The organism is Sphingomonas sp. CFBP 13706 (assembly GCF_014842355.1).
Classification (GTDB): Bacteria; Pseudomonadota; Alphaproteobacteria; order Sphingomonadales; family Sphingomonadaceae; genus Sphingomonas; species Sphingomonas aerolata.
On record NZ_JACYVM010000004.1, the window covers coordinates 152532 to 168781 of the forward strand.

Here is a 16250-nt window from a genome sequence, read left to right on the forward strand (position 1 = left end):
GACGTGACCATGCGTAGCAAGATCCCCCAATCGCACGATGCCAGCGGCGAGCCGCCACGCGCGCCGTCGCTGCTCGAACGGGCCGCCACGGTCTATGACTTCAGCCAGCACGTGCGGGCCCGGCCGCCGGTGCCGCCGGTGCCGCCGGTCGAACCCGTGCCGTCTGCCGCACCGGTGTCCCCGGCCCAAACGGCGGCGCGGGTCGAGCCGGCACGCGCGCCCGAGCCGGCCGCCGAGCCCGTCGCGCCGTTCGAACCCGACGCGTCGGAGCCCGAGGATCCGACCTTCCTCGCGATCCCGCCCGAGCTTCGCGCGCCGATCGGGCAGGAATTGCCCGACGAGTTCCACCTGCCGCTCGTCGCCAGCGACACGGCGATGATCGATCGCGGGATGCTGGCGGCGAACGGCATGATGGTGCCCGGTGCGCCGGTCGGCCCGCTGGCGGAGGAGTTCCGCCTCATCAAGCGGCAGCTGCTGATTACGCGCGCGCAGATCGAGGCCAGCGCGGTGCCCGACAAGGCGCGCACGATCCTCGTCTGCTCGGCGCGGCCGAACGACGGCAAGACCTTCTGCGCGATCAACCTCGCGCTCTCGATCGCGGCGGAACGCGATACCGAGGTGCTGCTGGTCGATGCCGATGTCGCCAAGCCCGACGTGCTGCGGCAGCTCGGGCTGGATGATGGCCCCGGCCTGCTTGATGCGCTGGCCGATACGAGCATCGACGTCGAGACGCTGGTGATCCGCACCGACGTGCCGCATCTCTCGATCCTGCCCGCGGGCGACCGGACGACGATGGATACCGAGCTGCTCGCGAGCGCGCGGACCCGTGCGGTGCTCGCGCGGCTGCTCGCGGCGGATCCGCGGCGCATCGTGATCTTCGATTCGCCGCCCGCGCTCGCCGCGTCGCCCGCGGGCGTGCTCGCGATGCTGGTCGGGCAGGTCATGCTCGTCGTCCGCGCCGATCACACGCCCGAGAGCGAGGTCCGCGCCGCGGTCAACCGGCTCGACACCTGCGAGCATATTCAGCTGGTGCTCAACGCGGTGTCGTTCGTCCCCGGCGGCGCGCGGTTCGGCAGCTATTACGAGCAAGGCGGCGCGCGGTGAGCGATGTCCGCCTGATCCTCGGCGGCGCGGCGGCGCTGTTCGTCGCGGCGCCCGCGCTCGCCCAGTCGGTCTCCGATACGGGGTCCGGAGGCGGGCAGGGCGCACGGCGCGTCGTCGTCCGGCCCTATATCGAGGCGACGCAGATCCTCACCGCGGATCTCGGCGGTGGCGATGTGCTCACCTACACCTCGCTCGCCGCCGGCGTCGATGCCGCGGTGTCGACCGCGCGGATCAACGGGCAGGTCAGCTATCGCTACGAACGCCGCTTCGCCTATGACGACGATATCGGCGACACCGACATCCATTCGGGTCTCGCGCGGGTCGAGGCGCAGCTGACGCGCAACGTCTCGCTTGAGGCAGGCGGGATCGCCACGCGCTCGCGCTCGGACATCCGCGGCGCCGCGCCCGGCGTACTGGTCGGCAACGTGTCGAACATCGCGCAGGTCTATGCCGTCTATGGCGGCCCGAATTTCGCCGCGCAGGTAGGCGACGTCGCGCTCAACGCCAACTACCGGCTGGGCTATACCAAGGTCGAGACCCCGACCTTCGGCACCGCGGCGACCGGCGGGCAGCGGCTCGATTATTACGACGATTCGATCGGCCACACCGCGACTGCCAGCGCGGGGTTCCGGCCGGGCACGCTGCTGCCGGTCGGGCTGACCGCGAGCGCGGGGTTCGACCGCGAGACCGCGGGCCAGCTCAGCCAGCGCTACCAGGGCTATTTCGGCCGCGGCGACGCGGTGCTGCCGGTGTCGCCCTATGTCGCGCTGACCGCGGGCCTCGGCTATGAACGGATCGAGACGAGCCAGAAGGATGCGCTGGTCGATGCCGCGGGCGTGCCCGTGCTCGACCGCGACGGCCGGTTCCGGACCGCGCCGGGATCGCCGCGCCGCATCGCCTATCGCACCGACGGGCTCTATTACGACGCGGGCGTGATCTGGCGGCCGAACCGGCGCACTTCGGTCGAGGCACGGATCGGCGAACGCTATGGCTCGCTCAGCGTCACCGGCACCGCGACCTACCAGGCGTCGAAGGACGTCGGCGTCGCGGTCAACGTCTATGACGGCGTGCAGACCTTCGGCCGCCAGCTGCGCACCGGCCTCGCCAACCTGCCGACGAGCTTCCTCGCGCCCAACCAGGGCTTTGCGCAGCAGTTCAACGGCTGCGTGTTCGGCGCGACCGGCGCGGCGCCGGGCGGGTGCCTCGACGACGTGTTCCAGTCGATCTCCACCTCGAGCTACCGTGCGCGCGGGATCGACGCGGTGCTCGTCGCGACGCGCGGGCGGACGACCTTTGGCGGCGGGATCGGCTATGCCAATCGCCGGCTGTTCGCGCCGCGCGGCGCGCCCGGCCTCGTCGTCACCGGCCTTGAGGACGAGAGCTATTACGGCCAGCTCTATTTCGCGCGGTCGCTGTCTTCGGTATCGGGGCTCAATGCGACCGCGTTCGTGAACTATTTCGACAGCCAGCTCGGCGGCGGTTTCGTTACCGCGGGCGATGGCGGGGTCTGGTCCTATGGCGCGACCGGCACCTATTACCGTAATTTCGGACGGCTCGGCACGACCGCGTCGCTCGGTTTATACAGCTTCAAGGTCGGCGACTTCGACAGCGACTGGGCCGCACAGGCGCTGCTCGGTGCACGGTATCAGTTCTAGGATATTTGGCAGATGTACGACGAACATTACGGACTGACGGGACGCTCGTTCCAGCTCACCCCGGACCCCCGATTCTGGTTCGAATCGGGGACGCATCGCAAGGCCATGGCGTATCTCGGCTATGGTCTGGCGCAGGGCGAGGGCTTCATCGTCATGACCGGCGATATCGGCGCGGGCAAGACCACGCTGGTCGGGCATCTGATGGACACGATCGACCATCAGAGCCTGAACGCGATTCGTCTGGTGTCGACCGCGATCGAGGCGAGCGACCTGCTGCGGATCGTCGCGACCGCGCTGGGTGTCGACCCGGCGGGGCTCGAAAAGGCGCAGCTGCTGACCGCGATCGAACGCGGGCTGCACGCCGTCGCCCGGACCGGCAAGCGCACGCTGCTGATCGTCGACGAGGCGCAGGCGCTGCCCGTGTCAGCGCTCGAGGAACTGCGGATGCTGTCCAATTTCCAGACCGCCGGCCATGCGCTGCTGCAGATCCTGCTGCTCGGCCAGCCCGAATTCCGCGACAGGCTCCACGGCTCCGACGGGCTCGAACAGCTGCGCCAGCGGGTGATCGCGATCCACCATCTCGATCCGATGGAGCCGCATGAGGTCGCCGACTATATCGCGCACCGCCTGTCGGTGGTCGGCTGGGAGGGCAATCCGGCGTTCACCGACGACGCGGTCGCCGCGCTGTTCGACGGGTCGGACGGCATCCCCCGCCGCCTCAACATGCTGGCGGGACGCGTCATGCTCTATGCCGCGATCGAGGATCTGCGCGTCATCGACGGCGCCGTCGTCCGCGCCGTGCAGAGCGACCTGACCGCGGACCTGCCGACACTCGCGACGACGCCCACGCCCGAGCCTGCCCCCGAACCCGCCGCCGAACCCAAGGCACAGCCCCGCGGCACGCCCGACCCCGCCACCGACCCCGCGGTCCTCGACCGGCTCGCGATGCTCGAGGCGCGCGTCGAGCAGCAGGACCAGGCACTGCGCCGTGTCCTGACCTTGCTCGTCGAGTGGGTCGAGGGCGACGAGCCCAGGCCCGATCACAAGCCGATCCGCGGCGCGTCGCACTGGCACGACGCGGCGTGATCCGGTGACGACGGCGGTAACGGCCGGGCCGATCCGCAACGGCATGTCGGTCGATGTCGAGGACTGGTTCCAGGTCGGCGCGTTCGAGACGGTGATCGACAAGGCGGACTGGGACGGCCTCCAGTCGCGGGTCGAGGCGAATACCGATGCGGTGCTCGCGCTCTTCGCGGAAAGCGGCGTGCAGGCGACCTTCTTCACGCTCGGCTGGGTCGCGCATCGCTATCCCGCACTGATCCGCCGGATCGTCGATGCCGGGCACGAGATTGCGAGCCATGGCTGGGATCACCAGCGCGTCTTCACGATGGATGCAGGCCTGTTCCGCGCCGACCTCGCACGCGCGCGCGCGGCGATCGAGGATGCGGCGGGACAGCGTGTCACCGGCTACCGCGCGCCGAGCTTCTCGATCGACCAGCGCACGCCCTGGGCGCATGGCGTGCTGGCCGAAGAGGACTATGCCTATTCGTCGAGCGTCGCACCGCTCGCGCACGATCATTATGGCTGGTGCGACGCACCGCGCTTCGCCTTCCGCCCGCTGGCCGACAGCGCATTGCTCGAAGTGCCCGTCACCGTCGCGCAGTTCGGCACGCGCCGCGTCGCCACGGGCGGCGGCTTCTTCCGGCTGCTGCCCGCCGCGCTGATGGATTTCGCGGTCCGCCAGGTGAATGCCGCCGACCACCCGGCGATGTTCTATTTCCACCCCTGGGAGATCGACCCCGCCCAGCCGCGCGTCGCGGCGGCACCGTTGCGCTCGAAGATCCGGCATTATTCGCGGCTTGGCGCGATGGCGGGCAAGCTGCGCGGGCTGCTCGGCCGGCATGACTGGGGGCGCGTCGATGCCGCGGTCGCGGTCGAGGCGGGTCGGCTGCGGTGACGACGGCCATAGTGCGCGAGACAGATCTCGCCGACGCGGACGAGCGCGCGCGGATCGCGGCGTTCGTCGATGCGACCTCGGCGGCGACGCCGTTCCACCTGCCCGCGTGGAGCATCGCGGTCGCGCGCGGTTGCGGCCAGCGCGCACGCTATCTGGTCGCGGAGCGGGGCGGGACGATCACCGGCGTGCTGCCGCTGACCGAGATGCGGTCGCCGCTGTTCGGGCGCGCGCTCGTCTCGGCGGGGTTTGCGGTCGATGGCGGCGTGCTCGGCGATGGCGCGGTCGAGCCGCTCGCCGCGGCGGCCTGGGATCTGGCGCAGCGGCACGGCTGCCCGTCGGTCGAGCTTCGCGGTGGCGCTGTGCCCGCGGGGTGGGACAGCGACGCGGACAGCTATCTGGGGTTCGCACGCGATCTGGCGGCGGATGACGATGCCGAGCTCCTCGCCATCCCGCGCAAGCAGCGCGCCGAGGTGCGGCGCGCGCTCGGCTTCGATCTCGACATCGCGACCGGCCGCGACCGCGCAATGCTCGCCGAGCATTACCGCGTCTATGCCGAATCGGTGCGCAATCTGGGGACGCCGGTCTTTCCCGCGCGGCTGTTCCGCTCGGTCGTCGAGACGATGGACGCCGACGTACTGACCGTCCGCCACCGCGGCCGCGCGGTCGCGAGCGTGCTCAGCCTCTATCACCGCGGGACGGTCTATCCCTATTGGGGCGGCGGGACCGAGGCGGCGCGGGGCCTGCGCGCGAACGACCGGATGTATTTCGCGCTGATGGCGCATGCTCGTGCGCGCGGCTGCACGCGGTTCGATTTCGGACGGTCGAAGACCGGCACCGGCGCGGCGGCGTTCAAGAAGAACTGGGGATTTACGCCCGTGCCGCGGCTCTACGCCAAGCGCAGCGACGGGCCCGCGCGCGAGGTCAATCCGCTCAACCCCAGATATGCGCTGATGGTGCGCAGCTGGAAGAAGCTGCCGCTCTGGGCGGCGAACCTCGCCGGACCATGGATCTCCCGGGGTCTGGGGTGAGCGATCTGCTGTTCCTGGCGCACCGCGTGCCGTTTCCGCCCGATCGCGGCGACAAGATCCGCAGCTTCCACGTCCTCCGCTATCTCGGCGCACGCATGCGCGTCCATCTTGTCGCGTTTGCCGACGACGCGGCGGACCTCGATCCGCCTGCGGCCTTCACGGACATGCTGGCGAGCTGCACGATCCTGCCACGCGGCAAGTCGCAGGCGCGCGCCGGACTCGAGGCGCTGGCCACCCGCAAGCCCGTCTCGCTGACGGCGTTCGCCGCTCCCGCCATGCAGGCCGCGGTCGACCGCATCCTTCCACGCGTCGACGGCATCTACTGTTTCTCGGGTCAGATGGCGCAGTACCTCCCCGATGACGGGCCCCGCATGGTCATGGACTTCGTCGACATGGACTCCGCCAAGTTCGCAGGCTTCGCGGACGACTCCCGCGGCCCGATGCGCTGGATGATGCGCCGCGAGGCACGGCTGTTAGGGGCCTTCGAGCGGGCGGTTGCGGCGAGGGTCTCCGCCAGCCTGTTCGTCAGCGAAGCCGAAGCCACCCTGTTCCGCACCGGCGGCGCCACCGGCCGCATCCTCGCGGTCGAGAACGGCATCGACTCGGCGACGTTCGATCCGGCGGGGCAGGCTGGGAAGGCTGGGCAGGCTGGGAAGGCTGAGCAGGCTGGGAAGGCTGAGCAGGCTGGGAAGGCTGAGCAGGCGGCACCCCCATCCCACCACCCCGGCGAAGGCCGGGGCCCAGTTGGAAAGGTCGCAGTAACAGCGGACGATCCGTCGCCATCAACGTCCCCCAACTGGACCCCGGCCTCCGCCGGGGAGGTGAAGGGCAGGGCGACCGACCCGGCTGCGCATGGCGGGCACGCCGCACCCCCATCTTTCCACCCCGGCGAAGGCCGGGGCCCAGTTGGAAAGGCCGCAGTAAAACCGGACAGTCCGTCGTCCTCGACGTCCCCCAACTGGACCCCGGCCTCCGTCGGGGAGGCGAAGGGCAGGGCGCCCGATCCGGCTGCGCAGGTTGGGCAGGCCGCAACCCCATCCCACCACCCCGGCGAAGGCCGGGGCCCAGTTGGAAAGGCTGCAGTAACACCGGACAGTCCGTCGTCACCCACGTCCCACAACTGGACCCCGGCCTCCGCCGGGGAGGTGAAGAGTGGGCTGGTCATCGGCAGCGCCCACGCAGACCCGCTGATCGTCTTCACCGGCCAGATGGACTACCGCCCCAATATCGACGCCGTGACCTGGTTCGCCCGCGACATCCTCCCCCGGATCCGCACGCAACACCCGACAGCCCGGTTCGCGATCGTCGGCCGCGCCCCGACTCCGGCGGTGCAGGCGCTGGCAGGCGAGGCGGTGATCGTCACCGGCGCGGTCGACGACGTGCGCGGCTGGCTCGCCGCAGCCGATGTCTGCGTCGCCCCGCTGAAGCTCGCCCGCGGCATCCAGAACAAGGTGCTGGAGGCGATGGCGATGGCGCGGCCGGTCGTCGCCTCGACGGCGGCGGCGGAGGGCATCGACCACGCCGGCACGATCCGCGTCGCGGCGGACGCGAGCGAGTTCGCCGCACAGGTCCTTGCGCTGCTCGACGCACCCGCCGACGCGGCAGAGCTGGGGCTGGCCGCGCGCGCGCAGGTCCTGCGACGCTATGGCTGGGACGCGCGGCTCGCACCGCTCGATGCGCTGTTCGGGGTCGAGGGCAGCGGCCGGTCCGCATCGTGACCGATCGCCCCGCGACGTCCTGGCCCCGGCATCTGCTCGCGCTCGGCATCGCGGCGACCCTGTTGCTCGTGCTGTTTCGCCGCGACGTCGCCGATCTGACGACGATCTGGTGGACCAGCACGACCTTCGGGCACTGCCTGTTCATCGCTCCGGTGATCGCCTGGCTGGTGTGGCAGCGGCGTGGCGAGCTCGCGCAGCTGACGCCGGTCGGCTGGTGGCCGGGGCTGGCGCTGGTCGCGGTCGGCGGGGCAGGTTGGCTGATGGGCGACGCGGCCTCGGTCAATCTCGCGCGGCACCTCGGGCTGGTGCTGATGCTGCAGGGCGCGGTCGTCGCGATCCTCGGCCCCAATGCCGCACGCGGATTGCTGTTTCCGCTCGGCTATGCGCTGTTCCTCGTGCCCTTCGGCGAGGGGATCGAGCCGCCCTTGCAGGCCGTGACCGTCGCGATCGTCATGCCGCTGCTGCATCTCGTCGGCGTGCCCGCGGTCGTCGACGGCGTGCTGATCCATGCCGGGCGCTATTATTTCGAGGTGGCGGAGGCGTGTTCGGGCGCCAAGTTCGTGATCGCGATGGTCGCGTTCGGGGTGCTGGTCGCCAATGTCTGTTTCGTGTCGTGGCGGCGGCGCGCGGTGTTCCTCGCCGTGTCGGTCGTCGTGCCGGTCGTCGCGAACGGGTTTCGCGCCTTCGGGACGATCTGGGCGGCCGAGCTGACCTCGGTCGAGGCGGCGACGGGGATCGACCACATCGTCTACGGCTGGCTGTTCTTCGCGCTCGTGATGGCGGCGGTGCTCGCGATCGGCTGGCGCTGGTTCGACCGCGCGCCCGACGATCCCGCCTTCGATCCCGCGCAGCTGCAGGCGGTCCCGCGCTATCGGGGCGATCTCGCCGTCATCACGCTGCTCGTGCTGGCGGTAGCATCGGCGTTTCCCGCATGGAGCACGGCCATCGCCGGGCGGCGGCAAATGTTGCCAGCGCATATCACGCTGCCCGACGTGCCGGGCTGGCACCGCGTCGATGTCAGCGTGCGCGCGCCGTGGATGCCCTGGTATCCGGGCGCGGACCATTATCTGTTCGGCCGCTATGCCGACGCCTCGGGCGCGACCGTCGACATGGCGGTCGCGGTATTCGGGCGGCAGGGCGACGGGCACGAGCTGATCGCGTTCGGCACGGGGGTGCTGCGCGAGGAGGATCGCTGGGTCCGCGTCGCCGACCTGCCCCCGGTCGCGGACGCCGCGGGGGCGCGCGGTTCGGCGATGCGCATTACCGCGCCGGGACCCGTGGAGCGCATCGTCGCGACGTGGTACCGGGTCGGCGATGCTACCACCGATGACGGGATGATCGTGAAGATCGAGACGATGAAGGCGCGGCTGTTCGGCGGACCGCAGCGCGCGGTTGCGGTGCATCTGTCGGTCGAGGGCGGCGATCCGCGACCGATGGCGCGCTTCCTCGCCGCGCTCGGGCCGGTCGGCACGGTCGCCGATCACGCCGCGGGCCTGCGCTGAATGTGCGGGATTGCCGGGATCTTCCACCCGGGCACGCCAAAGCCGGTCGATCCGAACCGCATCCAGGCGATGATCGCCGCGCTCGCGCATCGTGGTCCCGATGGCGACGGCATCTGGACCGCGCCGGGCGTCGGGCTGGGGCATCGCCGGCTGTCGATCATCGACCTCGAAGGCTCGCCGCAGCCGATGTCCGACGGCGAGCTGACGATCAGCTACAACGGCGAGATCTACAATTTCGCCGAGCTTCGCGCCGACCTGATCGCGGCCGGCGCGCGGTTCCGGACCAGGGGCGATACCGAGGTGCTGCTCCACGGCTGGCGCGCCTGGGGGCCGTCGATGCTCGACCGGCTGAACGGCATGTTCGCCTTCGCGATCCACGACGCCGGCGCCCGCGCGCTGTTCCTCGCGCGCGACCGGCTGGGGGTGAAGCCGCTTCATTATGTCGAGCTTGCGGATGGGTCGGTCGCGTTCGCGTCCGAACTGAAGGGGCTGCTCGCCAACCCGCTGGTCCGGCGCGCGCCCGATCTGTCCGCGGTCGAGGATTACATGGCGCTCGGCTATGTCCCCGACGACGCCTGTCTGGTCGCGGGCGTGAAGAAGCTCGCGGCCGGCCACTTCCTGCTGATCGAGCGCGGGCGCGGCATGCCCGCACCGCGCCGCTGGTGGGACGTCGACTTCTCCAACCGTGCGACCGGCTCCACCAAGGCGCTGGGCGAGGAGCTGGTCGAGCGGATGCGCGCGGGCGTGCGGTCGCGGATGGTCGCCGACGTGCCCTTGGGCGCGTTCCTGTCGGGCGGGGTCGACAGCTCGGCGGTGGTCGCGCTGATGGCGGAGGCGAGCCCGCGCGCGGTCCGGACCTGCACGATCGGCTTTGACGAGGCGGGGCATGACGAGCGCGGCCATGCGACGACGATCGCACGCCGCTTCGCCACCGATCATGCCGAGCGGGTGGTCGATCCCGACGATTTCGCGCTGATCGACACGCTGGTCGCCGCGTTCGACGAGCCGTTCGCCGACGGATCCGCGCTCGCCACCTATCAGGTCTGCGCGCTCGCCCGCGAGCGGGTGACGGTCGCGCTGTCGGGCGATGGCGCGGACGAGGCGCTGGCGGGCTATCGCCGCTACCGCTTCCAGGCCGCGGAGGAGCGCGTACGCGGCATGCTCCCCGCGCATCTCAGGACGCAGATATTCGGCGCGCTCGGCCGGCATTATCCCAAGGCCGACTGGGCGCCGCGACCGTTCCGCGCGAAATCGACCCTGCTCGCGCTCGCGGCAGGCGGCGGCGAGGCCTATGCCCGCTCGGTCGGCGTCACGACGCCCGAGGTCCGCGCGCGGCTGTTCTCGAACGCCGCGCAGGCCGCGCTGGGTGGCTACCGCGCGGAGGAGCGCTATGTCGCGACGATGGCCAATGCGCCCGCGCGCGACGCGATCGACCGCGCGCAATATGCCGATCTGAAGCACTGGCTGCCAGGCGACATCCTGACCAAGGTCGACCGCACCAGCATGGCGGTCGGGCTCGAGGCGCGCGAACCGCTGCTCGATCACCGGCTGGTCGAGTTCTGCGCGACCTTGCCCGTCGGCATGCGGCTGCGCCACGGCGAGGGCAAATGGCTGATGAAGAAGGCGATGGAGCCCTATCTGCCGAAAGAGATCCTCTACCGCCCGAAAATGGGCTTCGTGACACCGATCAGCGCGTGGTTCCGCGGCGCGCTGGCGGGCGAGGCGAGCGCGCTCGGATCATCGCGGATGCTCGCCGAGACGGGGTGGTTCGACATGGCTGCGATCACCGCGCTCGCCGAGGCGCATCGCGGCGGGCGTGCCGAGCATGGCCGCACGCTGTGGCAGCTGATGATGCTCGAACGATCGCTGAAGCGGGTGTTCGGCTAACCCCGGGCACGCACACCCGCCGTCAGAGCGGCGCTTCGGGCCCGATCGCCTCGCGCATCCAGCGGTCGAACAGCTGCGGCCAGAGCGAGCCCGGCGAACTCGCGGGCAACCGCGTGCCGAAGCCGTGGCGCCCACGACGCAGGATATGCGCCTCGACCGGAATGTCGACGCGGCGCGCGGCGGCGAGCATGTCGAGGCTGTTGGCGACCGGCACCGTGTCGTCATCCTCGGCATGGACCAGGAACAGCGGCGCGTCGCCGCTGCGCAGATTGCGGTCGATCGCATAGCGCGCCTGCATCGCCGGATCGGGATTGGGCCCCAGCAGCTGCGCGCGCGACCCGCCATGGCTGCGCCCCGGATCCATGTTCGACACCGCGTACATCAGCCCCGCAAAGGCCGGCCGCGCCGACAGCCGGTCCGCGGCATCGACCGGGCGATAGACCTCGAGCCCATGATGGATCTCGAGCGACCCGGCGAGATGCCCGCCCGCGGAGAAGCCGAGCACGCCGAGCGTCTCGGGGTTGATCGCATAGCGCTTCGCATTGGCGCGGATCAGCCGCATCGCGCGCTGCACGTCGGACAGCGGCACGTTGGCGCGGTCCGCCCAGCCTTCGCCCGGCAGCCGGTAGCTGAGCACGAACACCGTGATGCCGAAGCCGTTCAGCACCCGCGCGACGTCGATCCCCTCGTTGCGCAGCGAGGTGATCGAATAGCCGCCGCCGGGGCAGACCAGCACCGCGCGGCCATCGGGGCGGGCGGCGCGGAACACGCCGACCTCGGGCTGGACGACACCGCGCATCTGCACGTCGCGGTAGCCGCCCGGGCGTCCGGTGATCATCGGGCGCGGGCGCGGCAGCGGGGTCGGCGCGCCCGCCGGAATGCCGGGCCACAGCGCAAACCGCTCGGCGGGCGGCCAGACCGGATCGCCGGCGAGCCGCGCGCCTCGACTGGCGCTCCCGTTCGTCGCGGACTGGCCGGCGGCGTCGGAGAGCAGGGCGGCGGGGGCGATCCCGGCAGCGAGCGGCAGGGCGAGCAAAGTGCGGCGGTCGAAGGTCATGGCGCGGTAGCTAGCCGATCCCGATTGCGCAGGGGAAGGGGCGATCGACACGCATCGCCGGCAATGCTCCCGTCAGAATACCGCCATCGCCGCGTGCAGCGTGAGCGCGATCAGCGCGAGGCTCGACAACAGGAACAGGATGAACCGCGTCTGCACCCGGTTGGTCGTCGCCTGCGCGATGCTGTGCGCGACCCGCAAGCCGACATAGGCCCAGGCGATCCACGCGTTGACCCCGTTGCCGGTATGGCTGAGCGCGAGCACCGCACACACCGCGTAGAACAGCGTCGGCTGTTCCATCAGATGGTTGTAGTTGTGCGCCTTCCACTGCGCACTGGCGGGCAGCGAACGGTCCGCATCGGCGGCGCGGGTGCCGACGAGCTGGCTGAGGTCGACCCCTGCCGCCCTCATCGCGGGCAGGCGGGTCGCCAGCATCCAGAGCAGCATCACCAGCGTCCAGGCGATCAGCGCGACCACCGGCCGCAGGATCTCGCTGTGGATCAGGTCGTCATGCATGAAAAAGCCTCCCCCGGTTCCCCGGAGGAGGCTGCATCAATCCCGCACCGGGAGCAATCGCAGAATCCTCCCCCTTTCAGGGGAGGATCAGCGCGCCCGCCTCAGGCCTTGTCGAAGCTCGCGCCCCACTTGCGGACCGGACGGTCCTTCCACAGGCCGCGGTGATAGGCGTCCGATGCCAGCAGCGGCATAACCGAACCCGCTTCGGCGAACACCATCTGCTCGATGCCGGTGTTGACCTTGCCCCACGAAGCCGCCTCCTGCAGCGTCGACGACGAGCAGGCGCCGTCGCGCACGTCGGCGACCGTGATCTGCACCGCGTACTTGTGGACCTGGACGTCGTCATGGCCGAGGATCTCGGCGCAGACGACCGTGTCCTGGATGAAGTTCTTCGGCACGCCGCCACCGATCATCAGCAGGCCGGTGGTGCCCGCCTTGATCTTGATCTCGGTCAGCTCGCGGAAATCGGCGATCGCGTCGAGGACCATGTACGGCTTGCCTGCCTTCGCGGCATCGACCTGATGCTTGACCAGACCGAAGCCTGCCGAGCTGTCGACGAACGCCGGGCAGAAGATCGGCACGTCATGCTCATAGGCGAGCTTGACGAGGCTGTTCTCCTTCTTGCCGTGCTCGACCAGATACTTGCCCATCTCGCGGATGAACTCGCGGCTCGAATAGGGGCGGGGTTCCAGCGTCTCGGCGATCTCGAAGATCGTGTGGTCGACGTGCTGGAGCTCTTCCTCGTCGATATAGGTGTCGTAGATCCGGTCGATCATCAGCGAGCGCAGCACGTCGTCGTGCGGCACCTCGAGCGCTTGGTAATGCTTGTGGCCGAGGCCCTCGAAGAAATCCATGTCGACGATCGTCGCGCCGGTCGCGACGATGCCGTCGATCATGTTGTTGCGCAGCAGCTCGGCATAGAGGTCCATGCAACCGCCGGCCGAGGTCGAGCCCGCGATCACGAGGAAGATCGTGCAGTCCTTGTCGGCGAGCATCTGGTTGTAGATGTCGGTCGCACGGCCGAGGTCGCGGCTGGTGAACGACATCTTCTTCATCGCGTCGACGATCGGCCGCGCGTCGAAGCTGGTGATGTCGATATGCTCGACGGTGGTGGACAGGAGCTCAGCCTTGCGCTGCGCGTCGATGCGGGTGTCTTCGGTCATGGTCATCATCCTCAAACGTCGTCATCCCCGCGCAGGCGGGGATCCATAAACTCGGGGGCAGATGGAGCCGCGCCGATAGCGTTTATGGATTCCCGCCTGCGCGGGAATGACGGTAGAAATAATAGGTAGTGGTTACAGCGTGACGACGTTGGACGCGAGGTCCTGGTACCGTTCGTCGTACAGCGAGACCATCGGTTCGTCGGTGACGATCACCGTCTCGTCCGATCCGAACCCGTTGAACGCGGTCCGCATCGCCGAGCCGTATGCGCCGAGCATGCCGATCTCGATATAGTCGCCGGCCTGGATGTCGGCGGGCAGCAGGAACGGCCCGGCCATGTGATCCATGTCGTCGCACGTCGGACCATAGAAGCTGAACTCCATGTCCTTGGCACGGCTGTCCGGCTCGCGGAGCAGCTCGACCGGGAAGCGCCAGCCGATATGCGCCGCATCGAACAGCGCGCCATACGCGCCGTCATTGATGTACAGCTCGGTCCCGCGGCGCTTTTCGACGCGCACGATGATCGACGAATATTCCGCGCACAGCGCCCGGCCGGGTTCGCACCACAGCTCGGACGAATAGCTGACGGGCAGCGATTCGAACGCACGGTGGATCGTCTCGAAGAAGCGCTCGAGCGGAGGAGGCTCCATCCCCGGATAGGAGGACGGGAAGCCGCCGCCGACGTCGATCACGTCGACCGTGACCGCTGCCTCGACGATCGCCGCGCGGACGCGCTCCATCGCGTTGGAATAGGCTTCCGGAGTCATCGCCTGGCTGCCGACATGGAAGCAGATGCCGAGCGCGTCCGCCGCCTGGCGGGCCGCGAACAGCAGTTCCTTTGCTTCATGCGGCGCGGCACCGAACTTCGACGCGAGGCTCAGCTTCGAATGCTCGGACGACACGCGCAGCCGGACGCACAGCGTCAGGTCGGTGGCTTCGCGGGTGGCGCGCACGACCTTGTCCAGCTCTTCCAGGCTGTCGAGGCTGAAGGTGCGGACGCCATGCGTGAAATACGCCTCGGCGATCGCTTCCTCGGCCTTGACCGGGTGCATGAAGCACAGGGTCGCCTCGGGCAGCGTCCGCGCGACCAGGCGCACTTCGGCGATCGACGCCACGTCGTAATGCGTGATGCCATTGTCCCACAGGATCTGCAGGAGTTCGGGAGATGGATTCGCCTTCACCGCATACATCGAGCGGCCCGGGAACTTCTCGACGAAGAACCGAGCGGCGCGCGCAGCAGCGTGCGGACGAACGAGCGTGACCGGATTGACCGGGCGCCCCTTAGCGATGTCGATGCCGCCCCCGATGAGGGGAGTGTCGGCGGTCGAATGGGCTTTCGCTAACCCCAGCGCGATATGATGCTTGACCAATTCAAGGGACCTCCAATGTCCTGAGACAAATTACGAAAACACTGCCTTGCGGTTGGAAGTCCCATGGGGCAGCGGAAGCGCGATTTAGGGGCGCACGCCCCCCATGTAAATAGCATCTGCACCACAGGAGACGACGTGTGACGATTTTGCGACAGCCGACACGGGCCGGGGTCCGTGACGCGGCAGAGAAGATCGCGCGCATCCTGCCGCCGACGCCGCTGTTCGTGGCCGAAATCCGGGGGATAGCGGTCGCGTTCAAGGCGGAATCGCTGCAGCCGGTCGGCGCGTTCAAGATTCGCGGCGCCTGGCATCGGCTGACCGCGATTCCCGAGGCCACGCGGGCGCGCGGCGTCGTCGCCTTCTCTTCGGGCAATCATGCGCAGGGCGTGGCGTGGGCGGCGCGGCGACTCGGCATCGCCGCGACGATCGTCATGCCGTCGGACGCGCCGCGCACGAAGCGCGATGCGACGCTGGCGCTCGGCGCGGAGGTCGTCGCCTATGACCGCGCGACCGAAAGCCGCGAGGCGATCGCCGCACGGCTCGCCAAGGCACGCGGCGCGACTTTGGTGCCGAGCTTCGACGATCCGTGGATCATCGAGGGGCAGGGCAGCGCGGGGATCGAGGCGCATGCGCAGATGGCGGCGCTGGGGCTGGGTTCACCGTCCCGCATCGTCGTCCCGTGTGGTGGCGGCGGGCTTGCGGCGGGGGTCGCGCTCGCGGTCAAGGACGCGGCGATCACGGTGGTCGAGCCCGAGGGGTGGGACGACATGCGGCGGTCGCTCGAAGCGTCGTGGATCGAGCCGGTCGGGCCGAACCCGCCGCCGACCGCGTGCGATTCGCTCCAGACGCAGCGCGTGTCGCCGCTGACCTTCGACGTCCTGTCGCGCCGCGATGCGACCGGCGTCGCGGTCAGCGAGGCGGAGACCGCGGCGGCGCAGCGCTGGGCGGCGGAGCGGTTGCGGCTGGTGATCGAACCCGGCGGCGCGGTCGCGCTCGCGGCGCTGCTGGCGGGCAAGGTCCATCCCGAACCCGGGCTGCTCGTCATCCTGTCGGGCGGCAATGTCGACCGTGCCGCCTATGCCGCGGTGCTGGCAGCATGACCGCCGCATTGACCGCCATCGCCGCCGCCGCACCCGCCATCGCCATGCTCGGCATGTTCGCCTGCCTGATCGGCGGCATCACGCTGATCGTGAAGAACCGCGACCGCCGCAAGGGCATACTCATGCTGGTAATGGCCGCAGTCCTGCTAGCCAACGTAGCAATCTGGACCCTCTAACCCCTCTCCCCCCGGGGGAGAG

The 16250-nt window shown here is 69.7% G+C and carries 13 protein-coding genes and 1 pseudogene; 10 read left to right on the top strand and 4 right to left on the bottom strand.

What is annotated here, in order from left to right; all coding sequences use genetic code 11:
- The first annotated feature begins 9 nt into the window (after positions 1 to 9).
- The 8 genes and pseudogenes from IFS44_RS09530 (at position 10) to IFS44_RS09565 (ending at position 10851) form a co-directional block, all read left to right on the top strand.
- Positions 10 to 1104, top strand: a complete 1095-nt coding sequence (locus tag IFS44_RS09530; RefSeq protein WP_192098304.1) for an AAA family ATPase — start codon at positions 10 to 12, stop codon at positions 1102 to 1104.
- Complete coding sequence (locus IFS44_RS09535; protein WP_192098305.1) at positions 1101 to 2759, top strand: hypothetical protein; 1659 nt, start codon at positions 1101 to 1103, stop codon at positions 2757 to 2759. The genes IFS44_RS09530 and IFS44_RS09535 overlap by 4 nt, the downstream gene beginning before the upstream one ends.
- 12 nt (positions 2760 to 2771) lie before the next feature.
- Positions 2772 to 3845 carry an ExeA family protein gene (locus IFS44_RS09540; RefSeq protein WP_192098306.1) on the top strand — a complete coding sequence of 358 codons (1074 nt, stop codon included), beginning with the start codon at positions 2772 to 2774 and terminating at the stop codon, positions 3843 to 3845.
- Positions 3846 to 3888: 43 nt separating this feature from the next.
- The gene (locus IFS44_RS09545) at positions 3889 to 4716 is read left to right on the top strand and encodes an XrtA system polysaccharide deacetylase (protein WP_192098430.1); all 828 of its coding nucleotides are present in this window, start codon (positions 3889 to 3891) and stop codon (positions 4714 to 4716) included.
- Positions 4713 to 5744: a FemAB family XrtA/PEP-CTERM system-associated protein gene (locus IFS44_RS09550; RefSeq protein ID WP_192098307.1), complete on the top strand. Its 1032-nt coding sequence runs from the start codon at positions 4713 to 4715 to the stop codon at positions 5742 to 5744. The genes IFS44_RS09545 and IFS44_RS09550 overlap by 4 nt, the downstream gene beginning before the upstream one ends.
- A 1178-nt stretch (positions 5745 to 6922) precedes the next feature.
- A pseudogene (locus tag IFS44_RS09555) lies at positions 6923 to 7462 on the top strand (glycosyltransferase); the annotation flags it as partial.
- On the top strand, positions 7459 to 8964 hold the full coding sequence (gene xrtA / locus IFS44_RS09560) for an exosortase A (protein ID WP_342366396.1): 1506 nt from the start codon (positions 7459 to 7461) through the stop codon (positions 8962 to 8964). The pseudogene IFS44_RS09555 and the gene xrtA, both read left to right, overlap by 4 nt.
- Positions 8965 to 10851 (top strand): XrtA/PEP-CTERM system amidotransferase, encoded by a 1887-nt coding sequence (locus IFS44_RS09565; RefSeq protein WP_192098308.1) that lies wholly within the window; start codon positions 8965 to 8967, stop codon positions 10849 to 10851.
- A gap of 22 nt (positions 10852 to 10873) precedes the next feature.
- On the opposite strand, the gene IFS44_RS09570 is transcribed toward IFS44_RS09565, so the two are convergent.
- From IFS44_RS09570 to IFS44_RS09585, 4 genes are all read right to left on the bottom strand, one after another.
- The gene (locus IFS44_RS09570) at positions 10874 to 11908 is read right to left on the bottom strand and encodes an alpha/beta hydrolase (protein ID WP_166747647.1); all 1035 of its coding nucleotides are present in this window, start codon (positions 11906 to 11908) and stop codon (positions 10874 to 10876) included.
- 72 nt (positions 11909 to 11980) lie between these two features.
- Positions 11981 to 12406, bottom strand: a complete 426-nt coding sequence (locus IFS44_RS09575; protein ID WP_166747788.1) for an MAPEG family protein — start codon at positions 12404 to 12406, stop codon at positions 11981 to 11983.
- Between the two features lie 116 nt (positions 12407 to 12522).
- The gene (locus IFS44_RS09580) at positions 12523 to 13584 is read right to left on the bottom strand and encodes a 1,9-bis(guanidino)-5-aza-nonane synthase (protein WP_031396469.1); all 1062 of its coding nucleotides are present in this window, start codon (positions 13582 to 13584) and stop codon (positions 12523 to 12525) included.
- 132 nt (positions 13585 to 13716) lie between these two features.
- Positions 13717 to 14952: a type III PLP-dependent enzyme gene (locus IFS44_RS09585; protein ID WP_031440749.1), complete on the bottom strand. Its 1236-nt coding sequence runs from the start codon at positions 14950 to 14952 to the stop codon at positions 13717 to 13719.
- A gap of 137 nt (positions 14953 to 15089) precedes the next feature.
- On the opposite strand from IFS44_RS09585, the gene IFS44_RS09590 reads away from it, so the two are divergent.
- Both IFS44_RS09590 and IFS44_RS09595 read left to right on the top strand, forming a co-directional pair.
- Positions 15090 to 16052 (top strand): threonine ammonia-lyase, encoded by a 963-nt coding sequence (locus IFS44_RS09590; protein WP_183935308.1) that lies wholly within the window; start codon positions 15090 to 15092, stop codon positions 16050 to 16052.
- The gene (locus IFS44_RS09595; protein WP_031395612.1) at positions 16049 to 16228 is read left to right on the top strand and encodes a hypothetical protein; all 180 of its coding nucleotides are present in this window, start codon (positions 16049 to 16051) and stop codon (positions 16226 to 16228) included. Before IFS44_RS09590 ends, IFS44_RS09595 begins: the two co-directional genes overlap by 4 nt.
- The last annotated feature ends 22 nt before the right edge of the window (positions 16229 to 16250 follow it).

Coding starts and splice junctions, on each gene's coding strand:
- IFS44_RS09545 (WP_192098430.1), top strand. CDS start 3,889: ATGTCGGTCGATGTCGAGGACTGGTTCCAGGTCGGCGCGTTCGAGACG.
- IFS44_RS09570 (WP_166747647.1), bottom strand. CDS start 11,908: ATGACCTTCGACCGCCGCACTTTGCTCGCCCTGCCGCTCGCTGCCGGG.
- IFS44_RS09580 (WP_031396469.1), bottom strand. CDS start 13,584: ATGACCGAAGACACCCGCATCGACGCGCAGCGCAAGGCTGAGCTCCTG.
- IFS44_RS09540 (WP_192098306.1), top strand. CDS start 2,772: ATGTACGACGAACATTACGGACTGACGGGACGCTCGTTCCAGCTCACC.
- IFS44_RS09595 (WP_031395612.1), top strand. CDS start 16,049: ATGACCGCCGCATTGACCGCCATCGCCGCCGCCGCACCCGCCATCGCC.
- IFS44_RS09530 (WP_192098304.1), top strand. CDS start 10: ATGCGTAGCAAGATCCCCCAATCGCACGATGCCAGCGGCGAGCCGCCA.
- IFS44_RS09565 (WP_192098308.1), top strand. CDS start 8,965: ATGTGCGGGATTGCCGGGATCTTCCACCCGGGCACGCCAAAGCCGGTC.